Origin of the sequence: Mycoavidus sp. HKI (assembly GCF_020023735.2) — a bacterium.
Lineage (GTDB): Bacteria > Pseudomonadota > Gammaproteobacteria > Burkholderiales > Burkholderiaceae > Mycoavidus.
The window spans coordinates 833086-852129 of the sequence record NZ_CP076444.2 but is presented as its reverse complement, the minus strand read 5'-3'; the positions used below and the strand labels follow the sequence as shown (position 1 = coordinate 852129).

18 protein-coding genes are annotated in these 19044 nt (G+C 52.0%); 15 read left to right on the top strand and 3 right to left on the bottom strand.

The window, feature by feature from the left end:
- Window positions 1-14: 14 nt before the first annotated feature.
- Together KMZ15_RS03580 and KMZ15_RS03575 are read left to right on the top strand one after the other, a co-directional pair.
- Window positions 15-956 carry a CysB family HTH-type transcriptional regulator gene (locus KMZ15_RS03580; RefSeq protein ID WP_223694276.1) on the top strand — a complete coding sequence of 314 codons (942 nt, stop codon included), beginning with the start codon at window positions 15-17 and terminating at the stop codon, window positions 954-956.
- A 40-nt stretch (window positions 957-996) separates the two neighbouring features.
- Window positions 997-1461: an RES family NAD+ phosphorylase gene (locus KMZ15_RS03575; RefSeq protein ID WP_223694274.1), complete on the top strand. Its 465-nt coding sequence runs from the start codon at window positions 997-999 to the stop codon at window positions 1459-1461.
- A 30-nt stretch (window positions 1462-1491) separates the two neighbouring features.
- On the opposite strand, the gene KMZ15_RS03570 is transcribed toward KMZ15_RS03575, so the two are convergent.
- From KMZ15_RS03570 to KMZ15_RS03560, 3 genes are read right to left on the bottom strand one after another with little or no spacing between them, the layout of a single operon-like run.
- Window positions 1492-2157: a DUF4400 domain-containing protein gene (locus KMZ15_RS03570; RefSeq protein ID WP_223694272.1), complete on the bottom strand. Its 666-nt coding sequence runs from the start codon at window positions 2155-2157 to the stop codon at window positions 1492-1494.
- Window positions 2147-4120: a type IV conjugative transfer system coupling protein TraD gene (traD, locus tag KMZ15_RS03565; protein WP_223694270.1), complete on the bottom strand. Its 1974-nt coding sequence runs from the start codon at window positions 4118-4120 to the stop codon at window positions 2147-2149. The genes KMZ15_RS03570 and traD overlap by 11 nt, the downstream gene beginning before the upstream one ends.
- A gap of 30 nt (window positions 4121-4150) precedes the next feature.
- Entirely contained in the window at window positions 4151-5134 is a 984-nt protein-coding gene (locus KMZ15_RS03560) for a TraI domain-containing protein (RefSeq protein ID WP_223694268.1), read from the bottom strand.
- A gap of 490 nt (window positions 5135-5624) precedes the next feature.
- Between KMZ15_RS03560 and KMZ15_RS03555 the strand changes: the two genes are divergently transcribed.
- Genes KMZ15_RS03555 through KMZ15_RS03495 form a run of 13 tightly spaced genes read left to right on the top strand, consistent with a single transcriptional unit; the run spans window position 5625 to window position 18969 of the window.
- Window positions 5625-6704, top strand: a complete 1080-nt coding sequence (locus KMZ15_RS03555; protein WP_223694266.1) for a CpaF family protein — start codon at window positions 5625-5627, stop codon at window positions 6702-6704.
- 19 nt (window positions 6705-6723) lie between these two features.
- Entirely contained in the window at window positions 6724-7005 is a 282-nt protein-coding gene (locus KMZ15_RS03550) for a hypothetical protein (protein ID WP_223694265.1), read from the top strand.
- Window positions 7006-7030: 25 nt separating this feature from the next.
- A complete protein-coding gene (locus KMZ15_RS03545) occupies window positions 7031-7354 on the top strand; it encodes a VirB3 family type IV secretion system protein (protein WP_223694263.1) in 324 nt (107 codons plus the stop codon).
- A complete protein-coding gene (locus tag KMZ15_RS03540; RefSeq protein ID WP_223694260.1) occupies window positions 7348-9981 on the top strand; it encodes a VirB4 family type IV secretion system protein in 2634 nt (877 codons plus the stop codon). Before KMZ15_RS03545 ends, KMZ15_RS03540 begins: the two co-directional genes overlap by 7 nt.
- Window positions 9971-10786 carry a conjugal transfer protein TrbJ gene (locus KMZ15_RS03535; RefSeq protein WP_223694258.1) on the top strand — a complete coding sequence of 272 codons (816 nt, stop codon included), beginning with the start codon at window positions 9971-9973 and terminating at the stop codon, window positions 10784-10786. The genes KMZ15_RS03540 and KMZ15_RS03535 overlap by 11 nt, the downstream gene beginning before the upstream one ends.
- Before the next feature lie 19 nt (window positions 10787-10805).
- A complete protein-coding gene (locus KMZ15_RS03530) occupies window positions 10806-11084 on the top strand; it encodes a hypothetical protein (protein ID WP_223694255.1) in 279 nt (92 codons plus the stop codon).
- Window positions 11085-11088: 4 nt separating this feature from the next.
- Window positions 11089-12108, top strand: coding sequence for a type IV secretion system protein (locus KMZ15_RS03525; RefSeq protein ID WP_223694252.1), 1020 nt, complete (start codon window positions 11089-11091; stop codon window positions 12106-12108).
- A 20-nt stretch (window positions 12109-12128) separates the two neighbouring features.
- Entirely contained in the window at window positions 12129-12860 is a 732-nt protein-coding gene (locus KMZ15_RS03520; protein ID WP_223694249.1) for a VirB8/TrbF family protein, read from the top strand.
- Window positions 12857-13780: a TrbG/VirB9 family P-type conjugative transfer protein gene (locus KMZ15_RS03515; protein WP_223694245.1), complete on the top strand. Its 924-nt coding sequence runs from the start codon at window positions 12857-12859 to the stop codon at window positions 13778-13780. The genes KMZ15_RS03520 and KMZ15_RS03515 overlap by 4 nt, the downstream gene beginning before the upstream one ends.
- A complete protein-coding gene (locus KMZ15_RS03510) occupies window positions 13781-15079 on the top strand; it encodes a TrbI/VirB10 family protein (protein WP_223694243.1) in 1299 nt (432 codons plus the stop codon).
- A complete protein-coding gene (locus tag KMZ15_RS03505; RefSeq protein WP_223694241.1) occupies window positions 15076-15903 on the top strand; it encodes a TcpQ domain-containing protein in 828 nt (275 codons plus the stop codon). The genes KMZ15_RS03510 and KMZ15_RS03505 overlap by 4 nt, the downstream gene beginning before the upstream one ends.
- Before the next feature lie 16 nt (window positions 15904-15919).
- Entirely contained in the window at window positions 15920-17662 is a 1743-nt protein-coding gene (locus KMZ15_RS03500; protein ID WP_223694239.1) for a type II and III secretion system protein, read from the top strand.
- Window positions 17662-18969: a hypothetical protein gene (locus KMZ15_RS03495; protein ID WP_223694236.1), complete on the top strand. Its 1308-nt coding sequence runs from the start codon at window positions 17662-17664 to the stop codon at window positions 18967-18969. The genes KMZ15_RS03500 and KMZ15_RS03495 overlap by 1 nt, the downstream gene beginning before the upstream one ends.
- The last annotated feature ends 75 nt before the right edge of the window (window positions 18970-19044 follow it).

The following is a 19044-nucleotide window of genomic DNA, read 5'->3' as shown; positions in this document are numbered from 1 at the left end:
GCCATTATCTAGATATGAACCTCCATCAGTTTCGCTTTGTGCGCGAAGCAGTTCGGCAGAATTACAATTTAACCGAAGCGGCTAAGGCGCTGGCGACATCGCAACCCGGCGTGTCAAAAGCGATCATCGAACTTGAGGATGAGTTGGGGGTCGATATCTTCAGGCGGCACGGCAAGCGAGTACGCTCACTCACCGAGCCTGGGCGCGCCATTTTAATCTCGGTCGAAAAAATCCTGCAAGAAATCGATAATATTAAACGTGTCGGCAAAGAATATACTGAGCAAGACCAAGGCAAGCTCGTGATTGCAGCGGTGCAAGCACACATCCGCTACACGCTGCCCCCGATTGTTACGGAATTCAAGAAAAAATTTCCAAGAGTTCTCTTGTCCATTTTGCCAGGCACTCCCAGTCAAGTGGCCGAGATGGTAGAGAGTGAACAAGCCGATCTTGGACTAATCGCTGAAGCCGTGACCGGCCACCAAGAACTCAATTTATTGCCCTCTTTGCCATGGCATTATGTCGCGCTCCTGCCTAGCCATCATCCGCTGACGGCGAATGAGCGCTTAACGCTCGCAGAACTGGCCAACTATCCGTTAATCATCTACGACACGGCCTGCGCTGGCCACACTAAGCTTGTGCAGACGTTTGCCTTACAGTCATTAACGCCAGAAATTTTGCTCAGAGCCATCGATGCAGACACCATTAAAACCTATGTGGAACTGGGTTTAGGCGTAGGCATCATGCCCAATATAACCTTGGACACTCCGTTGAACGGTACCTTGCGCGCACTCCCCTTAGAGCATGTATTTGGCAACCATCTGACGCATATCGTACTCAAGCAAGGCACTTATCTACGCCGCTATATGAATGCTTTGATTGAGCTGCTGTCCCCTAGTTTGAACCGCAAAGAAATTGAGCAAACGCTGCATGAGGGGTATGCCATTGACGCACCTTGAGTCAGTCTGCACATCACCCGGGGCATGGAGGGCTTAATTGATGCTCACGGTTTGGCGGATTGTGACTGAGCAACACGCCGCTACGGCTTTTTCCGGTGAAGGCGCGCGTTTATATGGCGGACGCTGGAATCCCAAAGGCATTGCCCTGATTTACACCGCGCAGAGTCAGTCACTCGCGGCGCTAGAAATGCTGGCTCAAGATATACCGCTACGCGCTCGCTATGTGATCATGCCAGCCAAAGTCCCCAAACAGCTAATTGAATACTACAATTTACAACAGCTCCCCCCTAACTGGCGAGACCCCGCTGTGCGTAGTACGCTACAAATGATTGGCGCCACCTGGGTTAAAACAGGATGCAGTGCAGTACTTGCCGTTCCCAGTGTAATTATCCCAACCGAATTGAATTACTTACTCAACCCACACCATCCTGATTTTGTTAAGATCGAGTTTGGTCGAGCGACCCCATTTACACTCGATATGCGACTTTTACGCCACCTCGGGTAATCAAAACGATATCGCTTGATTGCAACTTGCTTAACAATATTTCTTATAATACTTAGCCATGGTCCATACCAGCAACGCGCAAAAGCTCACGACAGGTAAACACAAAATCTCAAACGGGAGTTTGACGGGCGCCACCAGCCACCCAGTTGCCGCCAGTGGCAACAAGCCAAATTTTAGCAAACGCTTCGCCCGATGGTAACGAGTGGCTGATTCATGGCCCCCGTTTTCTCGGCGAATCACTCGCGCGACCAAGCCATCGATCAGAGCCAAGCCGATAATCAGGCCAAACTTAGGCGCCACCAGGATGAGCATCGCAAGCCGTACACCGAATAACTTCAGAGCATACATGGCAATCAAAATAGGCTCGCGCAAATTGCTCAAGGGTAAATTTCGATAATCTGCCACAGGCGACTGTATCGCAAGTTCAATCCTATTCCAACCAAACCAACTCCAATAAGCCCAGCCGGCAGCGTGTTGAGCTAACTCTAAATTTGTACACTGCACTAAATAATAGTGCAGCAAAGCCTGCATTGCCGCAATCGAGTCCGCGCGCCAACTGTAATACCCTGCAAACCAGCAAGCAAACACCGCGAGCACTGAAATAACGACGATCCACAGCACTAGATTCAGGGTTGCTCGCAGCACCCAAAAAAACTCTCGTATGCTCTCGTCATCCGCTTGAGATTTAGAGCGCATCACGTGGTCCTGAGATGCGCTCACGCAGCGCCTCAAACACCGCTTCTAAAACCCGCTGCTGGCTCGCCTGGTCATGTTCTTCCGTCACCAAAGGTAAACGCAATTTAACCAATTGCCCGCCATCGATTAAAGCAAATGCCTGACCTTTGGGCAATTGCGTTAAATCTGCCGGCTGCAGCATAGGGATCTCGCGGGCAGTCCATGTGTCTTGTGTAGCGGCAGAGAAATCTGCAAACTCTCCCGGCTCATCAATGTCGCGCGTACTCGAGTCGGTACTGCGCGACCAGATTTCAACGGTAGGCAACTGGTCAATCAAAATAGCTGCTGTGCTAGGATTTTTTACCCGCAGCATGATTAACGTGTTGAAGTTGCCAAACATCTGTTGGGCTTTTGCTCTAGAACCGATTTTTGCTTCAATATCTGCATCCGTTTGAGTCAATGCGGTGACACGTAGGCCAGCCCCTCCAGCCTTGTTAAGCAGCGGAATAAATTCATCGCCGCACAGTTCATTAAATTCATCGGCATATAGACTCACATCACGACGCATACCAGAGCGGCTTTGGCCAAAGCCCGTGCCGTATTTATACATACGCCCGGCGGTGGACGTAAGATCCGCAAACATTGCATTGCCCACTGCTGCTGCGACTTCAAAGTCAGACAGCGCATCTAAACCAATATACACAATCCCGCCTTGATCAATCACCTGCGCCCAATCAAAAATGGCGCGTGGATCATGCGGGTTATCGTATTGGGGGGAAAGAAGCTCAGAAATTTTACCTGTAGTGAGTTTTTCTAGTAGCGGATATAACGACGAAACCAATTTTTCAAAGTAACTGCGATCATTGGCTAATATGGATGAAAGCGCATCGGCAATTGGATCATGCCAGCCCTGCTCTTTCATCAGCGCAAGCATTTGCAATGCAGATAATGCGCGACCCGTTTTACGAGCCTGTTCTTGTAGCGATTTACCCGGCTCTTTGATTTTTTCTCGCCAGACCGGGTGCGCCTGATTCAGCCAAAATTCAAAATACTGAATACACAAATCGTCGATATTAACCGCGTGCTGATACACTAACTCATAGGTCGGTTTCATGCCCAGTGCGGACAGCGCACGCGCCATGACATTCACAAAACGCCAGACAAATTCCTTGAACACCGCACTTTGGCCTGCGCTTGGCAGTTGGTTGCTAACTCGCGTGGCAACCTCGGTAATCCTTGAAAAAGTGCTGATCGGGCTATAGCGTGCAGAAGCCTCTGGATAACCCAAATGAAACACATAAAATAGATCTTCGCGCTGTGCTCGCTTAGCTTCGGTGTACATACGCAACAGTAAATCCACGTCACCTTTGGGGTCGAAGACAATCACCACATCGCCACGTCGAATATCCTGGCTGACCTGAATCTCCACATAGCGGGTTTTACCCACCCTGGTGGTACCAAGCACTAAGGTATGGCCGACCCGCTCACGCAGATCCGTATAAATGTCGCGCTCATGCACTTCGACACCATGTAGCGCCGGTTCACCACCGGCTGGCGGCAAACGCGCAATGGCAGGCCGCAGGCCCCCTATGCGCATGAATTTGCTCAACCAAGCACTAAAATACTGACGCTCATCACCCGCACATAAATGCCGGTTTTGGGGCAATCTAGCCCAATATAGCCGCTGTGTATGCTCTGCTGTCCAACGAAAACCTCGCCCAAGAAATTGTTCTTGAGTGGAAACTGGAATATCTCGCGCCTTTATTTCATAGCTTGGCAACCGTCTTAGGTTACGCTGAAAGCGAATAATACAGCTTGCCTGATACGCTCGAATGAATGCTAACAACAGCATACCCAGCGTAAAAATTAAACCTAATGTCGGCGTCACTAGAAATGTTTTATGCCAAAACCACACGATGCCGCAAGCGATCAGTGCAGAGATAGATGAAACCAATTCAACCGGTTTACGGAACAGATTGTTCATACAGGGCTTCGTTCGCACGTTACGTTAAGACTAGTCCGCCTGCGGGCGGCTCGTCCACAAGCTCAGCGCGCTATCCTGCGCCTCAAGGTATGCAGGAAAAGCAAGCTGAGTTTCGGTTGAGACTTCGGTTACGGTTGCAGATGAATTGGATACGCCCTCAGACGCAGGCATCACTAATCCAGTCTTGGCCCTAACTGGTTGGCGAGCACGCGCCACGATGCAGGCCATAGGGTTACCTTGAGATTCACGACTCAACGCGTCGAGCAACTCATTCAGCACAGGCGGATGTTCGCCTAACCAAGCTAACACTGGCCGCGGAATGAACCGTTGCAGCAAAATCAAGGCTAACTGGCCCGCTTGACGATGATCCAAGCGCTGCGATGACGGATGAGGCTGAACCGGCTCGAAGGTGTGCCATGCACCGCCTTGCTCGCACATCGTGCCACCGAGCACGATCCAGGGCCGGCGTTGGCCCCCTTGGGCATCGCAGATCTCAACCCCAAAAGCCGCCAAGCCTTGCGCCACACCCTTCAGCACAGCCATCGCCAGCACCGCATAGCTGTAACGGGCAGCTAACCGCGCTTGCTCTTCAGCGCCCCTCCCGACTGGCAGGGCATAGGCATTTCGATAATGCAGCGCATCTCGAGCAAGCGACATGATATGCATAAACAAACTGCGGTCTTGGCTCGGCTGGGCGGTTTGCGTAGCGGGCAATAATTGCACAAATTCACCGCACCGCTGTAACAACGGCTCAACATCGCGGCTGAAATTTTCTGGCGTAAAAGCCAGTTGCTGGCGAAGCCTATCCAGTACACGGCGTGCTCCTGTATGCTCGATCAATTCTTCATATGGCAGTATCGCCAAATGACGTGTGCTTGGCGCTTGGGTCGTTGCGGTAGCCATCACAGGCAAGCGACGCCTTAAAGATTGGCCATAACGCAACCCACAAACAGCCAGCCCGCACACCACGGCTAACCCATATAGCCAATCACGTTCAAACCAAGCGAGCAACATAGACAGTCCGCATCGATTGCAACACAGTGAAAAATATCACTTTAAGCAAAAAGCCGGCTCGGCCGAAAATTTGAGTGCACGCAACGCCATCACGTCGTGCACCCAACTACATGACAAAGCTACTTTACGCTATTAAACTATAAAGTTTTCTTGCTTTCTCTTAATCATTTTTGCTTTGTTCTAAAAATCTTTATTCTTATTTAACCGAATTCAAAAAATTATCTAACTTATTGTTTTACATTACTTTTTAAAAAAATAAAAATTATATTTTCTTGTTCAATTTATTACTTTTAATTATTAAAATAAAAATAAACCTCATAAAATGACTGCGCAGTGTACCCACACACAGTGCAAGCAAATTACAGACAGCCACCAATACATTTTCTAAAGTACGTTTTGTCGGTCGCTTCCTCTTGCGCCGACAGGTCTTTCCCGCCGGGTGTGATCCCCGCCTGGCGGGGTTTTTTTCAATCTCAAAAAAATGCAAGACATGGATAAGTCCGCCGCCACCATGGCCAAGCAAGTTCTAGATGAGCATTTACGGCCCATTCGCCCGTTGCTAGATGATCTCGACGTGCAAGAAGTCATGATCAATCGCCATGACAATATTTGGTTTGAACGCAACGGCAAGATGATTTATTTGGCCGACATACAACTGGCTAAAGCGAGTCTTGAAGCATCGATTACCTTACTCGCCAATTTAAATGGCAAGCCCGATACATTGATTATGGATTGCCAGTTACCTGATTTGCGCATCGCCAGCGCACGCCGGCCAGTGGCCATCCACGGTCCAATGCTCTGTATCCGAAAGCATATGGCACACCACCTTAGCTTGCCAAATTATGTGGCGAGTGGCGCGTTTAATACCTTGCCGCACCCACCCCAGAACTCGCCTCAAGATGCCCCCCTGGCGACCTCCCTCAGTGCGTCTTTACGCCAGGCAATGCAAACCGGCGGCCAAGCCTTGCAACAGTTTTTTGAATGGGCCATTCATTCCCGCCAAAATCTGATTGTCTGCGGTTCGACTTCATCAGGTAAAACAACGCTGCTGAATGCATTAATTGAAGTGATCCCTAACGATGACCGACTGATCACCATCGAGGACACTAGCGAACTCCAAGTACGCGCCCCTAATTACGTATCGTTTGAAGCCCACCCCGCCCGAGGCGTCAATCTGCGCGAGCTGGTCCGACTGTCCCTACGTTGCCGGCCGACACGCATCATCGTAGGTGAAATCCGCGGCGCAGAGGCCTTTGACCTGATGGATGCACTCAATACGGGCCACCCTGGCTCGGTCGTTTCATTTCATGCTAATTCTGCCGAATTAGCCCTCACGCGCCTTGAATCCTTAATCTGTATGGCGCCTGAAGCCCAAAACTGGCCTTTGGCCGATCTGCGTCAGCAGATCGCCGCCACTTTCCGCTATGTGGTGCAGGCACAGCGTATCGGTTCTCTACGAGGTCCTTGGGAGATTCGAGAAATCCTCGGAGTCGCCGGCAAGCGCTATCAAACCCGCTTGCTATTTTCCAAAATCCGACAAGCAGCAACGGCTTATGACACTGTTCAATAAGCTCAAATTTGGAGCGCACATGACAATACTTATCTGGCTGTTATGCACCTGGTCATCTTATGCTTATGCGGGCATCTGGGGCGGCGGTTTATGCCGCTTTTATAAACAGGTCGTCGATGACGAACTGATCGCCTTTGTGAGCATCGGTTCATGTGCGCTCGCCATTATTTTATGGATGCTAGATGACAAATCGTCAGCCATTAAATTATGGATTCTGCGGATCGTGGCGGCAACGCTCATGATCTTCAATCTCCCCATTTTCTGGACGACCATCTTTGGTCGCTCGCCAGTGTGCGGTTAAACTCAAAAATAGCGCGAGAGCATGTATGTCTAACCCACATCCTACCCTTCATGCCCAAGTCAAAAAAGTGCTGATTGAGCGTAAGCGCTTACTGGCGGTGGACAAGCGCATGATAGTGGTGCTGGTGGTTAGCGTATTTCTGGTGGCTGCTACCTTGCACAATTATTGGGTTTTGCTCGCTGCCCTGCCAGGTTACAGCGGCATGTGGCTCGCCAGCCGACGAGACCCTGATCTGCTTGATATCTACCTCAAATACCGACACCAAGCAGACCATTACGAGCCCCGTCAACAACTCCGGCAAACACGCCATCAGCGTCCATTAGGCTTTGCTCGCAAACACCTATGTTAAAACTTAAGCACCCCAGTGCCAGCCCTTTTGAGCATGAATCACTGGCCGCAATCGGCCAGCGCCATAACGCAGGGATACGCACGTGCGCCGAACTCGTGCCGTGGCTTTTTGCTTGCAATCAGCAGACTCTAGTATGTAAAGATTCTTCCTTGCTTGCGGCCTTCGAGTATAGCGGTCCAGATACTGACAGCATCACGGCTGGCAGTATGCTCAAATTAATTGAAGATTTAACGCAATCTCTAGTGAGTCTAAGCCATCAACCGATCACTCTCTGGTGGACTGTCTATCGCCGGCAAATCAGCGGCTATGACACGCTACCGCTACCAGACCTGTACGCTCAGATGGTTGACGACGAACGGCGGCGCGCCTTTGAACAAAGCGGTAGTTACCTAAACCACCACTATCTGACCATCGCCCGGCCACCTGAGGCAGGCCTAGACCGCTTCTCCGGCAGACTTTCCCATGCTTTATCGCATGATGGCCTACCGCTTTACAAAGCACTCTGGCAAGCGGTGCGCGGCACCTTCTCCGATCAGTACGCATTTGCCTATACTGCTGATGAGTTACACCATCAAGTAGAGGACTTTGAAGCATTATTAAGCGCCTTGCTGGCTGGCTTGCCCAACCTCAAATGCACGCGCTTAAGCGGCGATCGACTTGGCGCTTTCTTGCACGCCGCTTGTTCACCCTGCGCCGAAGATAAAACCACCACGGGCATCTCCGACCACCCCTTTCTAGATGTCGCGCTACCCGATACGGAAGTGATCCCCGGCCACGATTTTTTGTCTTTTGAAGGCAATGGCTGCAAACGTTACGCGCTGGCGCTCAGCGTCCCGGTAGCTCGCGAGAACTGGCCCGACCAGATCGCACCCACGACCCTTGACGACTTACTCAAGATTAATGGGGAACTCACCCTCAGCCATGTTTTCCGCCTCGCCAGTCGAGCTCGGGCAGAACGTTTTATCGATAGTATGCGCAAATATCACGATAACCGACGGCTAGATATACGTGGACTGCTCAGTGCTGCCTTAAAAAAAGGCGACACCGAACAAGTACGGCAGAACCAAGCACGCGCCCAAGCCGCAAACGAAGCAGATACCCTGCGCGGCGAGGTATCAATGGGCCAAGAAGCATACGGCTGGTACAACCTCACGATTCTTGCCTGGTCACCGGTATTTGAAGCCGGTGGGCCTGATGCTGCGCAGGCCGCAAGCGCCGCGCACTCCGCCTACACGCAAGCGAGCGCCACCTGTAAAGCCGCTGAAGAAATCATGCGCGCCGCCCATTTTATGCCGGTGCGCGAAAAACTTCATGCCCTGTCAGCTTTTACCGTGACCATTCCTGGCATGTGGAGTGAGTGCGCGCGCTGGGCCTTTATTGATGCCCAGGTACTCGCGCGGCTTGCGCCCCTACGCACGGTCGCTCAAGGGGAACGCTATAACCCACACCTGAGCCAGGAAATGGGCATCGATTGCCCTGCCTTAGCGACCTTTCCAACCGAATACGGCACCCCTTTTCATTTCACCGGATACTTTAATGATGTCGGACATGTGCTGCTATGTGGCGACTCCGGCTCCGGCAAAACTGCGTTTCTCAATCTTAGTTGGACGCTTTTTCGCAAATATCCAGGGGCCATGATTTACTTATTCGACAAAGATTATTCTTCCCGCATTCCGGTGCTGATGCAAGGGGGGACTTATCTAGATATCCGGCCCGAAAACGAGCATAGTGCCCGCTTCAATCCAGTCGCCTTGCTGGCGCATGAACGTCACTTTGAATGGCTCAAAGACTGGATTCTATTTTTAGGCAGCTTACGCGGCTACACCCCTAATGCACAAGATGACGCGCAACTCGTCAACGCCCTCCGTGCAACGCGCCATATCGATCGCAAACTTTGGCAACTTCACGCGATTTATAGTCAGCTGCCCGATGGGTCCTTCAAACAACAACTGGCGGCGTGGGTGGGGAGTGGCGTTTACGCTCATTATTTTGACAATCTTGAAGATAGCTTTGCCAGCACCAGCATTATGGGCATTGAGTTAGGCAAGATTATCCACAATTCACTGGTGGCCCCGGCGCTGCTCGATCTATGCTTTTATCAGATTGACGATACGCTCACCAGAAACCGGCTAAATGGCAAAATAGCCCCGACCTTCATCGGCTTGCCAGAAGTATGGCACCTGCTTGATAACCCGCGCTTTGCCAACAAAATCGTGGATTGGGTCAGCACATTGCGCAAAAAGCTCGGCTGCGTCTGGATGGATACGCAGTCCCCCGAAAGCTACCTTGATTCACCGGTTTATCCAAGCCTGCGTGATAATGTGCCAACCTGCATTTTCTTGCCGCCTAGCGGCAACCTCACCCCTTCGCAACGCGAGGCACTAGAAACTGGCTTCGGTTTACATGCGGGCCAAATCCACGGCATCGAAAAAGGCACGCGCAAACGCGATTATTTCATTACCCAAAAAAACGGCTTTGCGCGACGCCTCTCGCTTACATTGGATCGCCGGACACTTGCCATACTACGCAGCGAACTGAGTGCACAAGCAATTTTCGAGCGCCATTACCGCTCGGGCCACGCCGCTTGGCAAGCGCGTTACTTTGAAGAAATGACCCATGTTAGCTAAGCTGCATAAGCATTCTTGGCACACGCTTTGGTGCCTCATCGGACTCTGCTCGGTTACGCCTACCCTAGCAGGCGGTGGCGTAGGAACGCCCATAGGAGGCGCCACCGAATTAACCCAGATCATGAATCACGCCGAGTTGCTAGCCAGCGTCAGCCAACAAAGCACCATGGTCACCCAAAATATCACCGCACACATTACGCGCGCGCAGCAATATATGGCGATGCTGCAAAATCTTGCGCAACTGCCGGCCCATGTTTTAGAACAAATTATGGCGCCCTGGCAACATCAGTTGCAAGCGTTTATGCAACTTGCCCATTCAGTTGACGCACTATTAGACGCCACCCAGCAAACACGCGCTTTATTTAAGCGCAGCCTAAGCGAAATCACTCAGCTTAACCTAGCCCCCCAACAATGGCTATCAGCCTATAGCAATTTAGCTAAAAACCGAGACAGCCTGTATCAGCAACAATGGCAACAGGATCTAGTCGCCCTCGATACGCTCGCGAGTCGCGCACGCAGTGTCCACACTCTATCGCATCAAATTCCAGGCATCGCGAGCACGATCCAAGGCCTGCAGCTTCTCAACCAACAAGCCTCGATCTTAGCTGCTGAAATGCTCGAATTACGTGCTTTGATGCAGCGCCAGTTAGCGCTGCAAACGCAAGATCGGTTGGAGCAAGAATGGGCGAACAGCGCCCTCTTCGATCTGCTCCGGGCACGTCAAGCGCACGCACAGCAACTCGATACGCACGAGCGCCAACTGATCAACCACGGCCCATTCTATGTCTTACAAGATCAACCATAGGTCATTGAGGAGACGCACCATGCCCCTATTTTTGCGCTGCTTAGCCCATCGACTCTGCCACAACCGACACGAAATTTTTCAGTTGCAGCGCGCTTATCACCGCTATGCGAGTGCCCCGCAGCAGGCAACCCTAGATCATTTGCGCACCCCACAGGAGTTCGGTAAACCGCGTTTGTCGCTGGCTTGGGCTTGCTGCCGCTTAACCCTAGAACAGCCCACAGTATTGCCTGCTGGCATGTTAGCGCTCGCTGGCCTGCTTTTTTTCATCGTCTTGCATCTCATTGCGAGCATAGGGTAGCTCGATGAATGCGAACGATCCAGTTGCCATTGTGAACGAGCTCTTCCGGCTCATGCAGAAAATTGGGCTTGGGCTATACGGAAAATTCATTGGTGAAGGGATTGAATTGCTATTCGTGCTGGGGCTCATCATGGCGACTTGGCATACATTGATGTGGATGCTAGCCGACTCTACTGTCGACTATTTCATTAACCAGTTGAGCTTGCTCGTTAAGGTTGCCATCATTTTATTGATGCTAACTGGCTGGACCGACACCGTGCGCGATTTTTTGGTCGGCAATATGGAGCGAACCGTCCAGCAGATTAGTGCACATAGCACGGATCCAGTCGAGACAGTGCGCACCCTATGGAGTGCTGCCCAGACGATTTTCTCGCTCACCCGCGCCAACGCGGCGAGTGTCTGCGAGGAATTACCCAAGCTCGCCGACGATGGCACACCGTTGCCCGGCACCCAAAAAACGTGCTACCTCAGCCACGGCAAGAACCATCAAAGCGGCTGGATCGATACCTTACGCAATTTATCGTTTGTATTACTGTCATTTGTATTCAAAGTCATTGCGGTGCTAGCGATTGCCCAAATGGCGATTGCCTTCATGCTAGTCGCTCAAATGTCATCTTTCTTGCTCGCCATTGGCTTTTGCTTGGGGCCCATTATGCTGCCCTGGTACCTCTTGCCAGCCACTGAGTTTCTATTTAACGGCTGGCTACGATTCATCATTGTCGCCGGCTTGTACAAAGTAGTCGCTTGGCTCATGCTCACCATTGTCCAAGCTGGGATCACTCCCGCCACGCAGAAATTAGTTCTGCAATTGAATGCTAACGTGAGTAGTCATGTCAGTTCCCCACTAGATTTTAATTGCCTCACCATGCTTGGGCTTGCTTTCACCTGTAGCGTAGGGGCTTGCATGATGTGGCAAGTCCCCCACATTGCCCAAGGAATTGTTTCAGGCCATAGCGCTCTCACTCTGCGCGGCTTTGGCAACAGCAATATTGCTGGGCATTTGCGTACCAACAGCAAGCGCTAAATAGTCAGAGACTCACCGCCATGCCATTTTTAAAACGCTCCCCGCAAACAGAAAATTCACCGCCTCCTGGCACAACGCTAGAAGCCATCAATACCTGGTTTGCTTATTTTCAGAAGCCACTCCTGAATGCCCGATGGGCGCGCCTAGCGGCAGCCGGATTTTTCACGCTCGCCATGATTGAAGCGATAGCGCTGATCCAACTCCTCAAAAGCGCGGGTCCGCAGCCTTATTTTATCGAGCATGATGAACACTCTGGAGCGGTCTATTTATCATCTCGGGTGGCACAGCAATTTACGCCAAGCGCTGCCAACATCACCTATTTTCTGCGTATTTGGGCAACCCATATGCTCTCGATCAAACCAGATCCAAGGCAAACTCAAGAAAATGACATCCCAGCGGCAGCAGCCTGGACTATGGGCGCCGCAGCTCAGGCATTTACCGAATATTTCGAGCAAACTGACCGGATTGCCGAGCGCATCGCCAAGCAACCCGGCCTAACGCGTGAAGTCGTCGAAAATTCAACCTCCTATGCGGCTGACGGTAAAGTGGCCTATATGGTCTTCACCCTGATTGAACGCCTCAATGGCATCGAGACAAATCGCACACAAAAAATATTAACCGCCAATTTCGTTCTTGCTCCCGAACGCTTTAACGAACAGCAGCGTCGAACTAACCCGATTGGCCTAGGAGTGACTCACTTTACGCTCACCCCCTATTACGGCCCCACTTCCCCAACCCATGCTGCCTCATGAAATTGCTCCGTAGTGACTGGCTACAGCTGAATCAGCTTGGGACCGCGTTATTAACGGTTTTGCTCCTCAGCACAGCGCAAGCCGCTAAGCTCAACCCGCCCGCCCCCAGGCCAGCACCTGCGACCATGCACGCTGAACCCACCGCGCTCGATCCCAAGTTGGTCGTGTATACCTATGATCCAGATTACACCTATCCGGTTTTGACGCAAACCGGGCGGCTGACGCATCTTGAATTTGAAGAAGACGAATTAATCATCGGCATCTATTTGGCTGACCCCAAAAGCTGGTATCGTAAAACCGCCATCACGCGACGTGATTTTTTTATTCAGCCCAAGCTATCAGGGCTTACCAACACAGCGACCATCATCACCAACAAACGCCGCTATGAATTGATGCTAACACCCGCCGCCAATCAATATTACCAGCGGGTATCTTGGCAACATAACGCCAGCGATCACCTAGATGGATTTATTCCTGAGGTCACGGGTAACCCAGAGAGCACCCCTACGCCACCAACACGACCCACGCTCCCGCCGTCGTCTAAGCAGACAAAAAGCCGCGAGCCTAATCAAGCAAGCGCTCATCTACCGATAGACCTAGCACACGCTAACTTTGACTATACCGTCAAAGGCAAAACGCCATTCAAGCCCATCGCGGTCTTTGACGATAGCCGCTTCACTTGGCTAAAAATGCCACCTATTCAGGAAATCCCAGCTGTCTTAATCCTCGCTCAAGATGGCACAGCTGAACTGGCTAACTTCATTGTCCAGGGCGATTATTTCGTCATCCGGCAAATACTTGACCACGGCGCTTTGCTCAAACTCGGCAAAGACGAAGTCCGAATCTATAACAACCGAAGCCAGAACTGCGGTTTTTGGGGCTGCTCGAATCAACCAATCACTAATCTGTGGGAACACTAAATGGCGTCTACCCCCCTTTCAAGGCCAACCGCACCGCGCGTCAAACGTAATATTGTCCAAGTCTTACTCACGGTATTGATGATTTCTATGTTGGCTATCGTGCTCACACGCCGCTTCAGCGGTGCGGCTCAAACACCGACACAACGAGAGGCTATAGAGCGCAGCACTGAATATAGGGCGCAAGCGGCTGGGCATGCCGCGGATATCCGCTTAGCCCTGCGGCAACAAGCCGAACACGCCCATCAACTGACCCAGCAAGAAAAAGCCAAAACGCCAAGCGAGCCAGCAACGCCTCTCGCCATGGCACCGCCTCTACCGCCCGAATACAGCAGATTGTTGACCACCAGCCGTCCTTTGGGACAATTAAGCGATGAACAAAAGCTCTCGCTCGAGCGCGCCAGAACAACACTCAGTGATGACACTGAGATGGCGGTCTATGAGATCGAAGATCATCGTGCGTTAGAAAATCATCTAAGCACTCACACCGGTGACAAGCTGTATCTGCCTAATCTCACGCAATTGCCCATCGCCACGGCAGCAGCGCCTACCGATACGCACCATCACACCGCTCTACAGCAACTGATGAGCCAATCCAACACCTCTTTCCCAGCGGTCAGTCATGATGAACGCTGGTTGCAACGCCAAAGTGAATACACCAGTAGCCAACCTCTTTTCCCTACGGTCGCCAGCTCACCCTATCTATTGATGATGGGCGAACCCATCCCCGCCGTCACCCTACAAAAAATCAACAGCGACTTGCCAGGGACCGTACGCGCAATGGTAACGCGCGATATGTATGACAGCATCCGCGGCCGCTTCAAAGTGATTCCCCGCGGCACAATTTTAATCGGCATGAGTAACACCGATGTCTCAGTCGGTCAAAGCCGCCTGCTGATTGCCTTTAACCGCATCAACTTTCCAAGCGGAGCGCATCTAGATATCAGCGGCGTCCCCGCCACTGAACGGAGCGGGTCAGCCGGCTTAGACGCCCATGTGAATAACCATTTCTTGCGCCAATTCGGCCAGGCGTTTTTAGTGGCAGGGATTGCCACTTGGGCCGGCCGCCAGCAATCTGCACCGCCTAATATGACCATCAACCTCACGGGTACAGCCTTGCCTGCAACATTTTCACAAGCCGCCGCGCAAACACTTTCAGAGGTCGTGCGGCGCATGCTGGATCGTCACCAAAACATTAAGCCTACGCTCACTTTGCCAGCTGGCGAGAAAATCACCATTATCGTGGCGCGCGATATGGTGCTGCCTCCTGCTGTGGTCTCAAATTACGAGAGTACTCTATGAAACATGCACCCACCCGGCTCTTGCTCATGCCTGCGCTGCTCAGCTTGTTGTGCGGTTCAAGCGAAATACTCTACGCCTCTGACTTTGTTCAAGCACCTAGGTCTAACCTTGTTCAAGAACTTAGGCCCCCAGCCGCTGTGCCTCAAATAACCTCACCCCAAACGCGCACGCCTACGACGTATCACTTTGACTGGCATATATCAGGGGCGCCAGAAGTCGCGCCAATCCAGGTCTTCGATAACGGTCATAAGCTGTATGTACAGTTTCGCGCCGGCTCACCTACACCAGCGATTCTGGCCGAAAAGCCTGACGGACAGGTTCTGCTTAACTGGCAAGCAGAACCGCCCTATATTGTGCTCAACCAATTTGAATCACGCTTGCATTTTCGTCTTGGTAAACAGCTCGCGCAGGCCTGGCGCAAACCTTCCAAACAGCAAAGCGCCACCGCTTGGCCTGCAAAAATAGTAAAAACTGTCTCTCCGAATGCACTATTTCTGCCCGCAGCCCCCCAAAAAATACCACCAACAATACAACAGGCGCAGAAAAAATCAGCCACCACCCAGTGGCAGGTCAAACGCGCCGACGAGAATTTACGGCAACTGCTGACACGCTGGGCACAGCTTGATGATTGGCATTTAATCTGGGATGTAGACCATGACATCCCGATTCAAGCCGAGGATCAAAGCCAAGGCAATTTCAAAGAAGCCGTGCGCCGCGTGTTGGGCGCCACAGCGTTAACCGAATACCAGGTTAAGCCATGCTTCTATACGAACCGTGTCGTGCGCGTGGTGCGTCAAACGACCGTCTGCAACCCGCACCAATAAGCTTTCCAAAGCCGCTATGCACACTCTCTGCCATCCACTTTTTGCGGTGATCACGGCGCTAGCGTTAAGCAGCTGTATCTCGCCTCAGTTGGTACAACAAACCCGCGCAAATATTGATCGCGCCCAAGCCGATGCTCAGCGACTGCGTACGAGACTGCTCACACAGATGGAGGGCAGCAAACCACAGGAAGCCATCAACGACGAAGTCGATCTACCCTATTTAGCCGGTAAACCCGTCCCCCTCGCGCGTGAAATCACCCTACCCTATGCACTACGCAAGGGGGTCAAAACGGCTGTGATGTTCCCAGAAAAAACCGTTCCTCTAAATTTGGCCGCCGAACGCATCACATTAGCTACGGGCATTCCGGTTAAGATCGACCCAGATGTCTATTTATCTGCCTCAGCACTATTGCCCCGCGCACAAAGCAATGACGCCGCACTGAATGCGACACATGTAACGGGTGGCAAAGTAGACGCACCGCTGACCTCGGCCGCACCCAATCCATTGCTACAGCATATCCCGCCAGGGTTCGCCAGCCTGCATGCAGTAACCCCGTTCAATGCGCTGGCCCAGGTTGAATTTCAGCCTGGTGAAATACCGCTCAATCAAATGCTCGATCTGATCGCCACGCGCTTATCCATTAACTGGCTATATGATGAGGTCAGGGGCGCCATTCGCTTTTATCGGATGCTCACCAAAATCTGGCAGCTCCCTGGCGCCGCAGGCGAAATGTCTTTTACGACGGCCTTTCAAGGCAGTACTGTTCAATCCAGTAACGCCAACGCTACGCTCCTGCCGCAAAATACTTACGCCAACTCTGCCGCTAAGCGTGAAGCCACGCATGTCAATGAATTGAACTCAATTCGTCAGAGCATCGAAACCCTGATGACCCGAGCGGGCTCGATTGCAACCAATGCCGCTACAGGCACGATCACGCTCACTGACACCAAAGAGGCAGTAGAGTGCGCAGACGAGATCATCACCCGCGAGATTCATATCCTCTCGCGGCGCGTGCTGCTTAAATTACAAAAAATACAGGTGCTCACCCATGACACAGGCCAAGCTGGCATCGATTGGAATATGGCGCTCACTACGGCTCTGTCTAAGCTGCCCGATTTCAAGCTGGCCGCACACTCACCTGCTTCGTTGGCCGGCTCTCATGCTGCTGGGTTTAACCTCAATCTCTTAGCTGGCACACTGAATAACTCAAGCGCGCTCATCACTGCTTTAAGCGAGATCGGACGTGTGCAATCCTCCACCGAGCTACCGATGACCATTCGCAACCGCCAACCCATGAGTTATGACATTGGCAATGCCTTTTCCTATGTCTCAGCAGCCCTGCCCGCCACCTCTACGGTGGGTGGCACCGGCGGCGTGCCGGGTCTTAAAACCAGTCAAATTTCAACCGGCTTAAAGCTCCTGATCTATCCCAATGCAACCAGCAAAGATACGGTCGATCTGACTTTCTCGATTGAAGATTCGATGCTTAAAAGCCTTGATCGATTCGATGCCGGCACAGGCCAGCAAGCCCAATCCGTGCAACTACCGAGTATCGATCGCCAGGGTACCACCTTACAAACCACTGTACGCAGTGGCTCGACCATTGTACTGACTGGCTTTGAACGATTCGATGATCAATTTCGACGCAGAACATTAGGTGAGCGCATGCCGTTGCTCAGCGGAGGTTCAATCGCAGCAAGTCGCCAGCGCACCACGACCCTAATTGTGATTTCTGCGGTGATTCAGGACGATATCTAATGCGCATCATTGAGATCGACGGCAAACACCTGGCTTTTGGCTTGCGCTGGAAGCCCCTGATCAGCGCTCAAGAATCTTACGAGTCGCGGGCTCTAACCGAAGCGGATAAGCTCAATGCAAGCCTGATCTGGCAAGATGGGAAAACACCGCTGCTCGGCGCTTATAACGGCATACGATCCACTCAGCTTAACCATCAACCCATTTATGCTGCAGCGCATATGCTAGCGGCCATACCCGGTTGTGGGCCAAACGTACTATTAGCCCTCGGCGACCCAGCAGGGACGCATTCACTATGCGGGATTTTCCAAGGCCGACCGTGGGGAAGTGCCACCGCAAGCGGCAAAAATTTCGATCAAGTCGGGCTATCTAACGAAGAGTTAATGCACCTCATCAGACAGTTTGCCGAATTATGCGGCAACGATGACTATACGCTACTCGGAAATATAACGCTCGCAGAATGCAACCCATTTACATTAACTGAGCTAGCGCGCTTTACTAGCCCGGCTTCCCGCATGTATCAGCCGCGTCGCAGAGTGTGGCGCAGCTTCATAGTATGGCTGCTCATGGGGATTTGCGTCGCCACTGTCAGCTATGCACTTTACGCACACTGGGAGAGCAAACGTGGCGCCACTGCAGCCCCCAAATTATCCTTTGAACAGCAGTATGAACAGTCAATCAACGCACGCCACCAGCCACTGCTGAATGCCTCTGCGGTGATCACCGCCTGGTTCAAATGGGCTACAGCACTGCCGCTGACAGTCGGCGGCTGGCACCTAAAAAGCATCGACTGTACGGTACAACCGTCTCCCTCAAAATGCTTACTGAATTATGAGCGCACATTGCCGCAAGCCACGCAACAGACTTTTGTGGCAGCGACAGTACATGACTGGGCCGAGCACATCGATGCGGTCGACGACAAACGCCTACAGGTCAATTTAGCTATGCCCAGCGCTGCGACGATGAGCCTACGGCACTCTCTGCCTAACTTGCCAAATGAGCGTGAAATCCGCTTAAATTTCATTTCACAGTTACAGCGCATGCAACAAATCGCCCATACCAAGCTTGAGGATTTTCACGTGTATGGCATACCCGCGGGCGTACCCGCCATGGCGATTCCCCATCCAATTAAACACGCAGCGTGGGAAGTCAACGGGCCATTGCACACGATGGCTTTGTTTGAAGCATTTCCAGCCATGACCAGTGTCACTCGGCTCGCCCTCACCATTAAAGACCCTCAGCCAGTGGCTTCACTCAAAGCATCGAGCTTGATGTTACACGTTAAAGGAGAGATTTATGCCCGCGATTAATCGCTTCCCCCCGCACCCTATGAGGCTGGGACTCATACCAATAGTGCTGTATTTACTGAGCATTTTCAGCATCGC